This is a genomic window from Verrucomicrobia bacterium S94, from assembly GCA_004299845.1.
Taxonomy (GTDB): Bacteria; Verrucomicrobiota; Kiritimatiellia; order Kiritimatiellales; family Pontiellaceae; genus Pontiella.
This window is the reverse complement of record CP036201.1, coordinates 2,941,095-2,957,602: the sequence shown is the minus strand read 5'-3', so window position 1 is coordinate 2,957,602 and position 16,508 is coordinate 2,941,095. Positions and strand designations below refer to the sequence as shown.

Annotated in this window: 12 protein-coding genes; 10 read left to right on the top strand and 2 right to left on the bottom strand. The window is 50.3% G+C overall.

Annotated features, from left to right (window positions below; all coding sequences use genetic code 11):
- Positions 1-95 precede the first annotated feature (95 nt).
- The 9 genes from amt to EGM51_12860 all read left to right on the top strand — a co-directional run bounded on the left by amt (position 96) and on the right by EGM51_12860 (position 13,402).
- Entirely contained in the window at positions 96-1,454 is a 1,359-nt protein-coding gene (gene amt / locus EGM51_12900) for an ammonium transporter (GenBank protein ID QBG48246.1), read from the top strand.
- Positions 1,455-1,483: 29 nt separating this feature from the next.
- Positions 1,484-1,831, top strand: a complete 348-nt coding sequence (locus EGM51_12895) for a P-II family nitrogen regulator (GenBank protein QBG48245.1) — start codon at positions 1,484-1,486, stop codon at positions 1,829-1,831.
- Positions 1,832-1,951: 120 nt separating this feature from the next.
- The gene (locus EGM51_12890; protein ID QBG48244.1) at positions 1,952-2,698 is read left to right on the top strand and encodes a hypothetical protein; all 747 of its coding nucleotides are present in this window, start codon (positions 1,952-1,954) and stop codon (positions 2,696-2,698) included.
- A 628-nt stretch (positions 2,699-3,326) separates the two neighbouring features.
- On the top strand, positions 3,327-4,538 hold the full coding sequence (locus tag EGM51_12885) for a hypothetical protein (protein QBG48243.1): 1,212 nt from the start codon (positions 3,327-3,329) through the stop codon (positions 4,536-4,538).
- Between the two features lie 16 nt (positions 4,539-4,554).
- The gene (locus EGM51_12880) at positions 4,555-10,557 is read left to right on the top strand and encodes an RHS repeat protein (GenBank protein ID QBG48242.1); all 6,003 of its coding nucleotides are present in this window, start codon (positions 4,555-4,557) and stop codon (positions 10,555-10,557) included.
- Complete coding sequence (locus EGM51_12875; protein ID QBG48241.1) at positions 10,538-11,020, top strand: hypothetical protein; 483 nt, start codon at positions 10,538-10,540, stop codon at positions 11,018-11,020. Before EGM51_12880 ends, EGM51_12875 begins: the two co-directional genes overlap by 20 nt.
- A 316-nt stretch (positions 11,021-11,336) precedes the next feature.
- Positions 11,337-11,546 (top strand): hypothetical protein, encoded by a 210-nt coding sequence (locus EGM51_12870; GenBank protein QBG48240.1) that lies wholly within the window; start codon positions 11,337-11,339, stop codon positions 11,544-11,546.
- The gene (locus EGM51_12865) at positions 11,543-13,120 is read left to right on the top strand and encodes a hypothetical protein (GenBank protein QBG48239.1); all 1,578 of its coding nucleotides are present in this window, start codon (positions 11,543-11,545) and stop codon (positions 13,118-13,120) included. The genes EGM51_12870 and EGM51_12865 overlap by 4 nt, the downstream gene beginning before the upstream one ends.
- A 12-nt stretch (positions 13,121-13,132) precedes the next feature.
- Positions 13,133-13,402, top strand: a complete 270-nt coding sequence (locus EGM51_12860) for a hypothetical protein (protein ID QBG48238.1) — start codon at positions 13,133-13,135, stop codon at positions 13,400-13,402.
- Positions 13,403-13,815: 413 nt separating this feature from the next.
- Here the strand turns inward: EGM51_12860 and EGM51_12855 are convergent, their stop codons facing one another.
- A complete protein-coding gene (locus EGM51_12855; GenBank protein QBG48237.1) occupies positions 13,816-14,907 on the bottom strand; it encodes an integrase in 1,092 nt (363 codons plus the stop codon).
- A gap of 211 nt (positions 14,908-15,118) precedes the next feature.
- On the opposite strand from EGM51_12855, the gene EGM51_12850 reads away from it, so the two are divergent.
- Positions 15,119-15,544: a hypothetical protein gene (locus EGM51_12850; protein ID QBG48236.1), complete on the top strand. Its 426-nt coding sequence runs from the start codon at positions 15,119-15,121 to the stop codon at positions 15,542-15,544.
- Here the strand turns inward: EGM51_12850 and EGM51_12845 are convergent.
- Positions 15,454-16,365, bottom strand: a complete 912-nt coding sequence (locus EGM51_12845) for an HAD family hydrolase (protein ID QBG48235.1) — start codon at positions 16,363-16,365, stop codon at positions 15,454-15,456. The two genes, EGM51_12850 and EGM51_12845, sit on opposite strands and share 91 nt — an antisense overlap.
- Between the last annotated feature and the right edge of the window lie 143 nt (positions 16,366-16,508).

Below are 16,508 nucleotides of genomic sequence, written 5' to 3'. Positions count from 1 at the left end.
TAAAAACCGCCGTTGGCATACCTGGTGCAATAAGGGTCGGCCTAGTCGCGGGCATGGTGTCCGGACAGGTAAGTAAACCTCAGAAGGGTGTAAGGATGAAAATTAAGTGGTTGAAAATTCCGGCATTGATAGCGGCAGCGTTGGTGCTTGGTCTGGCGTCTCCGGCACTGGCGCAAGATGCTGCCGAAGCAGAGCCTGCATTTGATGCGGCGGCAACAGCCGGCGAGTGGGCTTATGCAATTGACAATATGTTCCTGATGTTCTGTGCGGTGCTGGTTCTCTTTATGCAGGCCGGTTTCGCTCTGGTTGAATCCGGTTTCAACAGCGCAAAGAACACCGTGAACATTCTGTTCAAAAACCTGATGGACCTTTCCATCGGTATGATTCTGTATTTCATCATCGGTTACGGTCTGATGTATCCGGGTGATGGCAACGGATTTTTGGCCTTCGGCCAGTTCGGGATCGGCGGTAACGGTGTGGATGCGGAGGCCGGTGCGCTGACGCTGCAGGTGGACTGGCTGTTCCAGGTGGCCTTCGCGGCTACAGCGGCCACCATTGTATCCGGTGCGGTCGCCGGACGTCTCAAGTTCAGCGCCTACCTGATTTATTCTGCTGTACTGACGGCGATCATTTATCCGATTTCCGGGTACTGGAAATGGGGCGGCGGCTGGCTGGACCAGATGGGCTTCTACGATTTCGCCGGTTCGCTGGTGGTACATGCCTGCGGTGGTTTTGCAGCTCTTGCCGGGGCCATTGTGCTCGGTCCGCGTATCGGACGTTTTACCAAGGAAGGAAAAGCCAAGGCCATGCCGGGGCATTCGCTTCCGCTGGCTACACTGGGTGTATTCATTCTTCTCATCGGCTGGTTCGGGTTCAACCCGGGTTCACAGCTCGCCATTGTGGGTAAAGACAACACGGAAGCAGTTATGCTGATTGCGGTGAACACACTGCTGGCAGCCGGTGCCGGTGCGGTACTGGCCATGGTAGTCACCTGGATCATGCATCGTAAACCGGACCTGACCATGGCGGCCAACGGTGTGCTCGCCGGTCTGGTGGGGATTACGGCCAACTGTGATGGGGTTACCAATGTGGAAGCCATCATTATCGGTGCTGTTGCCGGTGTCCTGGTGGTTGCCGGTGTGAAATTGCTCGATAAACTGAAAATCGACGATCCGGTGGGTGCATTCCCGGTTCACGGTCTCTGCGGAGTCTGGGGCGGTATTGCGCTGGCCATCTTCGGTGAATATTCCGACGGCTACGGTAACTGGACGGCTCAGATTGTCGGTTCCATCGCCATTCCGGTCTGGGCGTTTGTCACCATGTTCATTCTGTTCTCGATTCTGAAAGCGGTCGGTATGCTGCGCGTCAGCAAGGAAGAAGAGCTCCGCGGTCTGGATATCGGCGAACACGGCGAAGAAGCATACAACGGCTTCCAGATCTTCACTACGAACTAAGAACCGGCTGATACGAAAGGATACGAAAAATGAAACTGATTATCGCATACGTACAGCCCGAACAGCTCAATGAAGTGAAGCAGAGCCTGTACGAAAAAGAAGTCTACAAAATGTCTGTAACCAATGCCATGGGCTGCGGTCAGCAGAAGGGTTATCACGAAACCTACCGCGGTGCGGATATCGAGGTGAACCTGCTGAAGAAAGTCCGTATTGAAATCGCCGTGAACGATGATTTTGTCGACATGACGGTCGACGCCATCATTGCCGGTGCCCGCACCGGGAACATCGGTGACGGCAAAATCTTCGTACTGGACCTTCCGGAATGCATCCGGATCCGTACCGGTGAAAAAGGCCCGAGGCCATTGGTTAAACCTTAAACTTTAGGCGGCCGGTTCCCGTGCAATTTCCTTTTGCATCCTCGAGGAACTTCTTGTCGGGGCCGGCCGTCTTCCCAATCTCGAGTGAGTAAGTAAACAAGCAGAAGGAGAAATAAGAACATGAAAAAAATAATTACAACGACAATCGCAACCGGTCTGGTTGCAGGTGTTGCATCCGCCGGCGTAAGTACAACCTTTGATTTTGCCAGTGCGTATGTGTTCCGCGGTACAACCTTGAATGAAGGGGCTGTTTTTCAGCCGGGTATCGAAGCATCGGGTTATGGTTTGCCTGAAGAGTATGGTTCTGTAACTTTCGGAGCCTGGGCAAACTGGGATCTGGATGACAATGATGGTGCCGCTTCGACATCTGAATTTTCCGAGACAGACTGGTATGTGTCTTACAGCCTTCCGGCGTTTGTAGATGGTCTGGATTTATTTATTGGTTATTGTGATTACAGCTACGGCGGAACGTCAGATAAGGAGTTCAATGTCGGTGCCGGGTATGAAATTGCCGGTGTCGGTCTGGGACTGACTGGTTATTTTATGAGCGGTGGTGCTTACAGTGGTCAGAACTATTATGAGTTCACTGCTGGATACGGCATTGATATTACGGATGAACTGAGCGGTTCTGTCGATGCTTCCGTGGGTTATATTCTGCAGAGTGATAAACCTGCGTCAGCCGGTCTGGATGATGGCCTGAATGATGCATCCATTGGAGCTTCTCTGGGATATGCACTGGGTGAAACCTGGAGTGTTGGTGCTTCTCTCACGTACATCACCAATTTTGATGATGATGTATTGCCGGATGCTACAGGAGCTTACGATGTGAGTGTTGTCGGTATGCTCAGTCTTGCTGCTGAAATGTAATCTGCTTTATTGTCCGTTTTCAAAAGCGTCCCTGCGGGGGCGCTTTTTTTGTACTGATGGTTAATGTATCGGGAGGGGTTCTGATTTAAGCGGGTGGTGGTATGGATCCGTATGTGTTAATCGGACCAGGTGGAGAGCCTGGAGGGGACCTGGCATCAGAGGGGATGAGATTGTCACACTGTCGTATATCGAATTTCCAGTCTGACTGGTTGAAAGAGGTTTCGGTTTCTTCATTTCTCGCTCTTCGGGAAATCGGTTTCTCCACGATCTGATGTGATTCTAAAGCCTTGGGGTGCGGCTTTCGAATCTGCGGCTGTGGCAACTGTGTTTATTTCTGAATCAGAGGTGATTCAGGGGATGGGTGGGTATTTTCTGTTGCGAAGCAGGCCGCGTTTTCCGTTTAGCGGAATGCCGACACTTAATTTCGGTGAAAGTTCAATAAATAATATGTTTTAAAAATAAGTTCAATTGTTTATTTGTTACGATGTTTTTTTTCCGGAAAGATACGTGCTCTTCAATTATGTGAGGGGAATTCCGATGCAGCATAATGTGCTACTGTGTTTTCCTGTAAATCTGTCGGTTGATTGCAGGATTTTTTTCGGGGTTAAATGATAATCAGGGGAAGGGAATGAATAAATTAAGCGGATTTCCAGGGTGGAAATATTTGCGTCTGATTTTCGGAACCGCGGGGATGATAGGCTGCATTGTCGTACCTATGGCCGGAACGGATTCCGGAGGATGGGTCGATGACGTGGCGGGATCGGCTGCAGAGGCTGAGGATACTCCCGTGCTGTATCTGGGCGGTATGCTGTTTGGCATTTCAACGAATAGCGGAAGCTGTTGCTGGCGGCTGAACGGCACTGTTCCCGGTCACGTTTATGAATTCTATTTTACACAGAGTCTGAGCATCGGACATCCGGATGGGGGCTTTGCATCACAGTATGATGGTCACCGCTTTACGCTGGCCGAACGCGGATTTCCGGGAACAGATAATGGAATAATCGACTGGTATACCTGGGATGAAGGACCGGGACGAAATCCATCAATGAATCAGTTTTATCTGTATGCCGGAGTTGCAGATGATTCCGATGGTGACGGATTAAGCGACGGTTATGAAACGGGATTGCTCGGAACAAGTCCGGATGTGGTGGATACCGATACGCTGAGCCGTCCGGAAGGCAACGGGATTTCCGATGCCGATGAGGATTTCGACGGTGATGGACTCAGTAATCTCGAAGAGTACATCGGTACGCCATATGGAGGCGCCTCGAGTCCGAAGCATCCGGATACCGATCTGGACGGAATATGTGACGGGCCGACCGTTCCTGAAGGATGGGAACATCTGATTCCCGGTCCGGATGCCTTTCCGCTCGATCCCGCAGCAGGCATTGATACAGACGGCGACGGTATGCCGGATGAGCTGACCGGCGTTTCCGGAAGTAATCCGCCGCTGATTGCTGATACGGATGACGATAATGACCGTTTGTTGGATGCTGTAGAAATTTCACTCGGTACGGATCCCTGTAATAGAGACAGCGACGGCGATGGTCTTGATGATGGCTGGGAGTCCGAATACGGTTTTGATCCACTGTCTAATGAGGGCGATGACGGTGCGTTGGGGGATGTTGATAATGACGGATTCAGTAATCTTGAGGAGTTGACCGGTGGAACCGATCCCACGGTATCGGATGCAGGAAACGCTGTAGGAACCGTTACAACAGTTCGTTTCTATTACGATGAAGACGATAGGTTAACCGACGTTTATGTCGGTTCCGATACTGCGCAGCGGACGTTCCTGAGTGATGCACATAATATTACGGAAGAAATTTCTGTGAAGTAGTTGGTTCTGGGGTTTTATGATGAAAAAAAAGCAGGTTGTTACCTTTTTAATTTCGACAGCTATGTCATTCTGTTCATTCGGAAATACATTGATATTCACTCCGGCAGATGCTGTTTCTCCAACATTCGAGGGGGAGGATTCTGTAGCGTTTTCAGTGTCGAATTTTGTTTCTGCCCTTTCTCTTGCTGAGTTTGATATCGAGTCCCCGGATGCAGGGAGGGTCGATGGCTCTTCTTTATCATCTGTCCGGTCGGCTTCCTCTGAGGCGTTTTCAAATGCTTCTTCAGTCATTGAAGAACTGGCTTATGCGCTCGAATATAATCCCACTAATATTTATGAGTTTGTACGAAATCAGATTCATTCAGAATTTTATGTAGGAAACAAACGCTCACCGGAGCGGGTAATTCAGGACGGTGCGGGAAATGACTGCGATCAGGCCTCGCTGCTGATTGCGCTGCTGGAAGCTTCGGGGTATGGCGCATCCTATAATTTCGGGGCCGTTATTCTGCCTGTATTTGATAATGAAGGGTGCAACCTAAGCACTATGCTGAATGTCGACAGTGTTGATGATGCATTTGCCATATTGAGTGCGGAACAGCTGCCCGTGTATTATTATGATGGGGATACACTGGTTAATATTGCTTATACCTGGGTGACGCTGACCAATGGCAGTGAGGTGATCGAGCTGGATACCTTTTTCAAACCGTATGAATATACAGACGGGGTCGGAATAGACGCACTTTCTTCTTATGTGCGCAGTAATCTTTATGCCGAAGTGGGGGGTGTTGTTTCTAATCACAGTTTTTCAGGTTTTAACGAGGATGGTCTGTATGCCTATCTGACAGGGTTGACTACGAATTTATGTGCTGAATTCAGGTCTCAGCTTCCGAACGGTTCGCCGGCGGATTTTTTCGGAGATAAGCACATTGTGCAGGAGTCGGGTTTGAACCCTCCCCGTTTTACCGTTTATTCGTCCACAGCATATCAGAATAAGGATGATCTGCCGACAGGCAGTCAGCAGTTGGGAATTTATGCGGAAGGTGAGATGCATTATATTTCATTGCCGGATCTGGGCACGCGGACGGTTTATATTGAAATTAATGATTCCGGTTATGGACGGGTTCTTCTGGGGGATGAAGTCTGGGTGGAAGGGAGTATCGGCGGGATGGACGGAGGTCGCTATGTGGTGCCGATCAGCATCGTGTTTCCGATTTTTACTTACAGCAATTCTTCGTATACGCTGACCGGTTATGACAGTTTAAAAACCTACACGGGCGTTTTGGGGGCGCAGTACGCTTTCCCGATTCAGTTTAATGATCTTGGGAATAAAGCCGCTTCTGCGGCCTGTGCTGAAGAGCTGGCGGAATGTCTTTCCGGGGCGGGTTCCGGAGATCCCATTCTGCTTGGACTGCAGCAGCTGGGTACAGACTATTTCCATCTTCAGGGCCTTTTCCGTCGGTTGAGCGAAGGGCTGTATGGAAAAATCTCTCATCAGGTTTACGCAGCCGGAGTATTTATCCAGTCGGACTATCCTAATGCACTCTGTGATGTTCAGCATGGAGCTGACAATCTGTATACTCATGAGACCAAAATTGAACGTACATCGGCTCAGGGGCTGATCAGCAGTGCGCTCGAACACGGTATCTGGGAACAGAATCAGCCGGGCTGGCTGGCTGTATCGAGTGTGCGGGGCATTGCCGAGCACTGCCGGAAAGGCGGAACCGTATTCCGTGTCACTGCAGATAATTTTGCCTCTGTCGAAGCGCAGCTGAGCGGCTATACCTCCGATGAACTGGATTCTTTTGAAGCATTGCTGACCGCTGATACCGAATGTCTGATTCTCCCGGATACTCCGGTCAGTGTCGGCCAATGGACCGGAATTATTTATCTGGGGGTATCTACAAACGGCGGCATTACCGCCGCGCTTGATAAAACCAACGGAGGGGCTGTAGACCGGTCCTCCCGGATCGGGCCGACCCTTATCAATGCCCAGAATCTGGCCGACTTTAAAGAGGCTGCGAATATCCGGACCCCGAAAGGCGCTGATCCGGTCGACATGGCATCAGGAAACTATCTGCTGGAAAAAACCGATCTGACCATGGACGGCCCGATGCCTCTGGTTATGAAGCGGAATTACAGTTCGGGTTCTGCTGATGCAAAAACAGCACTGGGATACGGGTGGAATCATTCTTTTAACATGTATGTTCAGGAGCATACTTCGCCCGACAGTCTGATGGACCGCTCTCTCGAAGATATTGCCGGCGCCGCCGTGGCGTATCAGGCGATGCTGGATATTCTTCAAAGTGAAGACACGGCCCGTTCATGGACTGTGGCCAGCCTGATTGCCGAATGGGCAGTGGACCGGCTGGCGGGAACGGCTGTGACGGTTTACACCGGTCAGAAGGCGGCTACGTTTGTAAAACAGCCGGATGGTTCGTTCACACCTCCCGAAGGAATGACCGTGTCGCTGACGGAAACCAATGGGGTTTATGTGATGCAGGAGCGTCATGGAAACACATACGCATTCAACACCAACGGCCTGATTGACACCATTGAAGATCCTTACGGGAATACGCTTACTTTCGAATATTCCGGAGGCACAAATCTTAACTCCGTGCAGAGCAGTTTCGGTCCTGAAATGACCTTCAGCTATACGGACGGGCTGCTGACCTCGGTCAGCGATAACGCGGAACCGGTCCGCACCGTTTATTATCAGTATGATTCAGATGAAAACTTAACCAATGTAGTTGATGCCGCCGGTTTTGACTGGAGCATGGGATACGACAGTGCGCATCAGATCACCTGGGTAAGGGATCCCGAAAATATTACTCTCGTCCGGAATGCGTATAATTCCGTCGGTCAGGTCACGAATCAGATTTCCGCAAGTGGACACCGCTGGCTGAACCGTTTTATCGGAAACTGCAGTATCGAGGAAGATCCGCTAGGGAATCAGACCAAATATTATTTCGACAGCACCGGCCGCACCTGGAGCGAAGAAAAGGCTGATGGTTCCCGAACCTACACCTTCTTTGACGGGCAGGGACATATTACCGGCACGGTCAATGAGCGGGGTGTAACCAATCGTTTTGTTTACGACACCGATCACAACCTGCTGATGCAGGTTCATGCGGAGGGAACCGCTGAACAGACGATCACAGCATATGCCTATGATTCGGAGCACCATCTGCGGCTGGTGACGAATGCCGTCGGTACAGCTGAACAGCTTGTCACTGAATATGCCTACACGGATGAGCATGCCGTTGATTATACGGTTTCAGCCAAAGGTTCCGAGGAAGAGGCTGTTACAGATTACTCCTACACCGCACAGGGACTGCTTCGTCAGCTCTCGGAAGGAAACGGAAAAAGGATTACGGTCTATTCTGATTTCGATTCCTACGGTAATGCACAAATGGTTACTTCAACCGATGCCGGAACAGTCAGCCGGGTCTTTAACGCAAAAGGCGATCTGAAAACCCTGACCGTCGGCGGAAAAACCACCGCATACGGTTATGATGATCTCAGGCAGCTCATTGCGGTAACGAATGCGCTGGGTACCGCTGACCAGACGGTCATCTCTAAAGCCTACTACGGCAATGGGCTGCTCAGAACCTCAACCGATGCCCGGGGGAAGACGAGCATATTTTACTGGACGCCTGCTTATAAACCGGCAGGAACCCTGTTCCCCGACGGAGGAAGCTCCACAAACCTGTACGACGAGGCGGACCGCCTTGTGATGAGCTGTGACCCCGAAGGCAGCTGCGTCACCAACACCCTTGATTCCGCCGGACGGCCGGTTTCCGTGTCTTCGATGTATTCCGTGGTCACGAATCAGTTTGATACCCTCGGAAACCTCACTAACTCCGTAGTCGATCCTTCCGGTCTTCAAATCGAAAGCCGCTTTGTCTATGATTCACTCGGCCGGATGACGCACCGTTTCCGCCCCATCGGTTATGAAGAATATCAGATGGATGGGCTGGGTCGTGTTACCAACCGGGTCGATGCGGCTTCAAAAGAGTGGAAAACTGAATTTGACGCACTCGGCCGGGTGAAGAACTCCTTCCGGCCCTCCGGAGTGAACGAAGAATACGGTTATGATGACCTCGGGAACCGAACCGTTTTCCGCAATGCCGAGGGTAAGCCCGTTTATTTCGGGGTCGATGCCCAGGGGCGCGTCACCGCGATCACCAATGCCATCGGGAAGGTGACCGCATTCACGTATGATGCCGTGGGTAATCTGGATTCACGCATAGATGCCGCCGGGGTGTTAACGGAATACGGATATGATGCGCTGAACCGGTTGACGGCGATCACGAATCAGGGTGTGGAAGTCGCCGCGTTTGATCACGATGCGAATGGAAATATCATAGAGCATGCGTCCCCGCATGCCTCATGCACCTTCGGCTATGATGAAATGAACCGGCTCGTATTCAGTACGCAGCTCTGTGCCTCAGTGTGTTCTGTGGTGGAAAATCAGTACGATCTGAACGGGAACCGCACGAACATCGTCTATCCGGGTGGATTATCGGTCGGGTATCATTACGGAGCAGACAATCGGCTGGAGAGCGTGACCACGGAATACGCTGAAAACACGGAAAGCTTTGTGTTCAATTATGATTCCGCCAATCGGTTGACCGGCATGGATTACCCGAACGGTGTGCATTCCACCTTTGGTTACGATGCAGAAAGCCGCATCACCTCGATTCAGCATGGAGATTTTGTGGATCGGGAAATCCATCGCAACACGCTCGGCTTCAAAACCACCGAATGTATCAATGCAGGAATTAAATCCGCCGTCCAGGAAACCGCGCGCAGAATCAAAACGCACAACGACGCCGACCAGCTCATCTTCGAACGAGTTCAGCAGGGCACCAACTGGACCGACGTTGCTTATTCCTATTCCGACAACGGGTGCTTAACGAATATCACCACAGAGGGCTCAGAAACACAGCGCTTCGGATATGACTATGATAATCGGATCGTGAATGCAGACGGAACATCCTGCTCCGTTGAGTATTTATACGACGCTACCGGCGCACGCATCGGTCGGATCTGTACCGCAGGCGTCTCGCCTACCGCCGTCACCACGAACTACTTCATCATCGACTACACCGACGGCCTGAAACGCCCGCTCGCTGAAACCGATTCAGCCGGCTCCGTCACGCGGTACTACATCTGGGCCGGCATGCGGCTGCTGGCTCATATCGAAGCCAACGGCGATGCCTATTGCTATCACCAGGACGAACTCGGCAGCACGCTCGCGCTGACGGACGAGTCCGGCGCGGTAACGGACCAGTTTGCGTACATGCCTTACGGAGCTGCCACGCGCACCGGATCAACGGATGCTCCGTTCCAGTGGCTGGGTGGCTACGGCGTGTACTATGACATTGACACCGAATTGCATTTAACCCTTCATAGAGCGTATTCCTGTTCTTTGAAACGTTTCATCGGTCCCGACCCGCTCGGTATTGACGGCGGCGTCAACATCTACATGTGGGCCAATATGAATCCGCTATTCTTCGTTGATCCGTATGGCTTAGCAGCTTTTTACCTTCACGCAGATAATGCAGATTTCGGAGATATGGGGCATGGATGGTTTACGTTGGAAAATGATGCCGGTGAGCGAAATAGTTATGGACTTTATCCTAAGGGGGGTATTGGTAAGCTGAGTGCTTGGTTTTCAGATGGAGTTCCTGCTTCAATACACAAAACTTCGGGGGATCAGGGAAATGGTTTTCAAGACTCGCCAACCTCAATTGCCGATGCAACACTGAGGATTCCTATTACCCAAGAGCAGTATGATAAAGTCCAGAAATTGGCTGATGGACTCATCGCGATAGAAGATCAAGTTGTTTGGAGTAAACACTTCAACTGTGTTGATTATGTACAGCTTTACGCAGCCTATGCCGGAATTAATTTTGGTGACGACCTCAAGAACATCTTTGGCCTTTCAACGCCTAATCAGTTGGAAAAATGGATTAATGAGCAGAGGGAAAAGCAGAATGTCGAAATTAATAAATAATAAATATACGGTTCTGATGGCATTTTTATTTATCTTGTTTGCTCTTGGTTCGGTTGCCTTGGATTCAAGGCTTAGAGAAAATGCCAATGTGTTGCAACAAGTGGATAAAGTGCTGCCTGGTCCTTCACTTAAACTTGCCAATGGAGATGTGATTAAGCTTGCCGGGCGAAATATTGAGGGGCGTAGCGATGAGTCTCGAATGAGAATTTCAAAATTGATTGGTGATTATGAGGTTTTTGTTTCGCCCAATGGAGATATGAAATATGATGTATTCATCTGGGGCATTCCGGAGGAAGTTCTGGGCCGAGAACCAAATGGATGGGAGTCTGTAGGAGCACATAACGTATATATTGGTTTTTTAAACATCCAAAAAGGTTCCTGCGTTTATCTGAATCAGGTTCTTATAAATGAAGGATTATGGAGCAACGAGCCGGCCAATAAAGGGGTCGGTCCGATATTTTAATATTCTCCGATTGTTTGCTGATAATTGGTTCGGAATAAATCACATATGGAAAGGAAGCCGCGTATAGAGTTTGAAGGAGCAGGCAAATAAAGGGGTCGGTCCGATATTTTAATATTCCCTGATTGTTTGCTGAGAATTGGTTCGTAATAAATCACTTATGGAAAGGAAGCCGCGTATAGAGTTTGAAAGAGCAGGCAATCTCAATACCATAAAGGGGTCGGTCCGATATTTTAATATTCTCCGGTATAAAGGGGTCGGTCCGATATTTTAATATTCCCTGATTGTTTGCTGAGAATTGGTTCGTAATAAATCACTTATGGAAAGGAAGCCGCGTATAGAGTTTGAAAGAGCAGGCAATCTCAATACCCGCATAGATGTCGCCGGCGCGTTGACGGAATACAGATATGATGCGCTGAACCGGTTGACGGCGATCACGAATCAGGGTGTGGAAGTCGCCGCGTTTGATCACGATGCGAATGGAAAGCGTCCCCGCATGCCTCATGCACCTTCGGCTATGATGAAATGAACCGGCTCGTATTCAGTACGCAGCTCTGTGCCTCAGTGTGTTCTGTGGTGGAAAATCAGTACGATCTGAACGGCAACCGCACCAGCATTGTTTACCCGGGAGGTTTATCTGTTTCTTACAATTACGGTGCCGATAACCGGCTGGAATCGGTTGCCACGACCTACTCGAATAACACGGAAATCATTTCCTTCGGCTACGACACAGCCAACCGCCTGACAGGCATCTTATACCCCAGCGGCGTGAACTCCTCCTTTGGTTACGATGCCGAAAATCATATGATCTCCATCAAGCACGGAAATTTTGTGGATCGGGAAATCCATCGTAACGCGCTCGGCTTCAAAACCACCGAATGCATCAATGCCGGTATTTCGCCGACGATTTCGACGACACATCGCTCCATCAAAACGCACAACGATGCCGATCAGCTCATCTCCGAACGAGTCCAGCAGGGCACCAATTGGACCGACATCGCGTATGGCTATAACGACAACGGCGGGCTGGCATCCATCGGTTCGCCGGATTCCGATCCGGAGTTCTTCTCGTACGACTACAACAATCGTTTGACTGAAACCACGAAAGACACGAATCACACGAAATATGTATATGATGCAAGCGGCGCGCGAATCGGCCGCGTCCACAACTCCGGCACCAACTACTTCGTCATCGATTATGTGGACGGACTGAAACGCCCGCTCGCTGAAACAGATGCTCAGGGAAACATCACCCGCTACTATGTCTGGAATGGCAGTCAACTGCTCTGCCACATCGAAGCAAACGGCGATACCTATTATTATCACGCCGACGAACTCGGCAGCACCCTCGCGCTGACGGACGAATCCGGCGCAGTCACCGACCAGTTTGCGTACATGCCGTACGGAACCGCAACGCACATCGGGTTAACAGATACTCCGTTCCGGTGGCTGGGTGGCTACGGCGTGTACTATGACATTGACACCGAATTACATTTAACCCTTCATAGAGCGTATTCCTGTTCTTTGAAACGTTTCATCAGTCCCGACCCCCTCGGAATCGATGGCGGAGTCAACGTCTACATGTGGGCGAATATGAATCCGCTCTTCTTCGTCGATCCGTACGGGTTGTGCGCGGATTCATTTTCACTGGTAAATGGATGGGATTACGACTCCCTGGAAGACTGGGCCTTGGATACAGATTGGACGGATGGCTACGGAGCATGGAATATGGCTAATCCGCTTAGTTCAAAGTTTTTGCCAACATTAGCAGTCGGAAGCATTGTTTATGGCTTTCAAGAGCTTGGTGAGAATATGCCCATAGCTTTCCGTGAGGGTAAAGAGCAGGTTTTGAAAGAAGGGGGTGCGGGCGGTACGTTTGCATATCTTGCAATTAGTGCAGTGGAGCCCGTGGCATACTTTTCCAAGGGTGTTTCTGAGTCTGTTATTTTATCACCACTCGGCGCAAAGGTGGTTAAGGGAAAAGATGTTGTGGACGCAACAACAGGCTACTGGAAATTATACGAAAATATTTTGCAAGGTGATGCGATGTCAGAGGATGTAATTAACGTTATTGTTCCAACAGCAAGCGCCTTGTTGCCATAAGGGAGTGACGATATGGATAAAAAATGGATTTTGAACATAGTGCTATCCTGCTCTCTAAGTAGTTTGTTATCGTTTGCTCTGCGCCCTGTCTTGTTACGTATTCCTGTACTAGCGGGGGTATGCGTTAAGCTTTTTAAGTTGTGGCAATTTCTTCCCTCTAAAGGCACAAAAAATTATGGGGCATCTGAAGCCGATCAGGTTTGGTGGGGATGCTGTATATTGCTTTCTATTCTTTTGATGATTGTGGGTTGGCTAATTTTCATACGGGAAAAAAGCGGATGAGTTAATGTGGAGCCGCTATCGCAGAGAGCGCCATGGCAGGCGCTCACTGCTCCTTTCCTCCGGCGGGCCTTTGGAACCGTCGCCAGACAGAAGTGGACTCGGGTCTTAAACCACTCAATGATCTGTTTTGGTTATGCCGCATAGCTCCGTGGATAGCAGGGTCAGGTCTGCACATTGAACAAACGGTTTGATAGCAGGGTGGAGGGTGCGGAAATTCATCCACGCCAAAAATGACTGAAAAATCAGGGTGAAATGAACGAATTAAGGGAGATCGAGTAGGTCAACGAAGAGAGTTGAGAGCGAAATTTGACAATGAGAGTCACGAAAATAGGTGGATTTATGCGATCTGGGCATGGCGAATCAGCCGTTCGATTGGAACGGGAGGTTCGGGTTTGCTGATGATCGGGCAGAGTTTAAGCGGCGCGTTCGTACCACGCGAGTACGCCGCCGAGAGCTTCGTAGCGCACGATTTCGCCTTCGCTGACGGGCGTAAAGTCGGGGCGCAGAATGTTATTCCCGATGTCTTTTCCCTGATGCGGTCTCTCGTTGTTGTAGTACGTCACCCATTTTCGGTTGATGTAATCGAGCTGATCGAGGCTCAGGCAAAAGAAACTATTCAAACACTGATGTTTGTACGTCCCAATATAGCACTCGCAAAAGGCATTGGCCTGCGGCGAGCGCGGAGGGATCTTCAAACATCGCACACCTTCCGACTTCCAGAATGCTTTAAACATCTTCCCGAATTTCTTGTCTCCGTCGTGGATCAGGCAGGTGGGTTTAACTCCGATTCCATCGAGCCACATCGCCGCACTGCGAATCTGAATCTTAAGCCAGTCATCATTGGGATGAAACGTGGGTGGCGTCATGAAAACACGGCGACTGCCGAGGTGGATAAAGACCAGCACGTAGGCGTCGAACTTGCCGAAAAGCGTGTAGATGGGTTTCGTAAAGTAATCGCAGGCAATCAACGTTTCCATGTGCGCACCGATAAAGTCCGACCACGGAACCACGGGCTTGCTCTTTGTTTTCTGGGGCGATGGTTTATGCCCCGCTCGCTTCAAAATATCACGAATGGTCGTCAGCCCAATATCAACGCCCAGCTTCTTCAGTTCGCCCAAAATACGTTTGTAGCCCCACGCGATGTTTTCAGTAGCCAAACGAATGATCAGTGCAATGGTTTCTTCGGCGGTTTCCGGTCGACCAACAATCATTTCCTTTTTCGATTTATCCGCCTTTTTGCTCGGCCAGCGGCGGTAGGTTCCCGGCTTCACCACGCACATTACCTCCGCAATATCGTGATCAATTTTGGCACCCAAACGGAGCAATTCTGCACGCTCGTCCGAAGATGGGATAATTCGCGGCTCATCAATGCGATCTCGGAGCATCTTAACCTGATACAACAGCAACTGGATTTGACCATCATGTTTGGGCATAAAACGGTGCGCCAAGAGCATGTAAATCACCCAAAACACATTAAACCTACCGCCAAACCTCTTCTTGCTCATACCCAGCCAATCCCACATAAATTCAACAACTTACGAGAGGTGCATACATTTCCGCACCCCTGCGAACTCACAAAATCCGAGGATCCTATGAGTTCCAGAGAATTCGAACGATCAAAACATCAGAATAGCGATGTTCGGACTCGGTTTTCCACGGCAAAAATGGTGAGGGGAATTTCGTTTACAACCCGTCCGAAAAAACAGAGAAAGGAAAATGGGCTTAATAGACTTCCTTTTTCATTTTTGCGAGCGGCCTAAAAAATGTGTCACAACCAATTTTAAATCAATGAGATGCGAAGCTGATAAAAAACGGAGAATGGTTGTGTTTCGACGACGCACCCTCCAGCTCACCTACGACCTGAAGAGCGTCCGCGCTTATCTGCTCAAGAAAAGCTTCCGGCTCTTCTGGAACTACACGAGCCCATACTGGGCAGAATGGTATCTCAAGAAATGGAGCACCCGAGCCAAGCGCTCGCGTCTCGACCCTATGAAAAAAGCCTCTTTAGCAAAATCTGTGGGTTGCTTCTGGAAGTCGATATGCCGGATATTTCAGCCGAGTATGTATCCGCGGAGACGAGCGATATCGTCGAACACCGGCGCACCGGTGGATTCCAGGCGCGGGCGGCTGTTGTGTCCATGAGCGACGAGCGCGCAGTTAACGCCCATGGCTGTGGCCACTTCGAAATCGTGCAGGGTGTCGCCGATGAACAGAACTTCGGAAGGATCTGTTTTCAGGTTCCCTATATACCTCAAGCCGTTCTCCACTTTGCCGGCCGCATAGATATCATTCAGACCGATGACCTCATCAAAACAGTTCAGCAGCTGGAAATGGTTCAGTGCTTCGATCAGCGTATCATGCTGATAAGCGGATAAAACGGCCTGGGGAACATTCAGCGTCTGGAGTTCGGCGATCAATTCTCTTGCACCGGCATGAAGCGGGCAGCTGAATCGCCGGTCGGTGTATTCTTCGATAAACTCCTCGGCCAGCACGTTGTAGGGATCCTTCGAATAATCGAAACCCAGCTGGCAGTAATATTGATCGACCGGAAAGATCAGTTTATCTCTGTATACTCTGATATCGATCCGCGGCAGACCCCGGCGTTCCAGCATATGATTATTAATGTCGGTACAGAGCCAGGTGTCGTCCCACAACGTTCCGTTCCAGTCCCAGATAATGTGCTTGAATTTCATGAGGAAATGTAAGCATAACGGCCACAGGATCACAAAGCCTGATTTATATGGCACCCTGAGTGGAGGGAGGCGGCAGAGCGGTCTTATTGGCTGCAACCGGTTTCCGGCTGGAAAAAAGCCGGACAGGTGGACGGCTGGGCGGGGATCGTGCAAGGTGTGTCTGCTGGATCGGCCGGCATGGACTTCATTTTTCCAATAATCATTAATCCGACGAAAATCACCAGCAGGGACCAGAGCACAATGCGTGTTCTGGTTCGTGATCCGCAGCATGGAGCGTTTTTCGGTAAAGGCCGGTAGGCTTTATAAAACTCGAAAGCCAATGAGAGGGCCGCCATTGAAATCAGCCAGGGCTGCAGTGGCTTGATGACGGAGATGAATCCGCTGCTCACGCCCAATGCGGCCAGTAAAGCGGC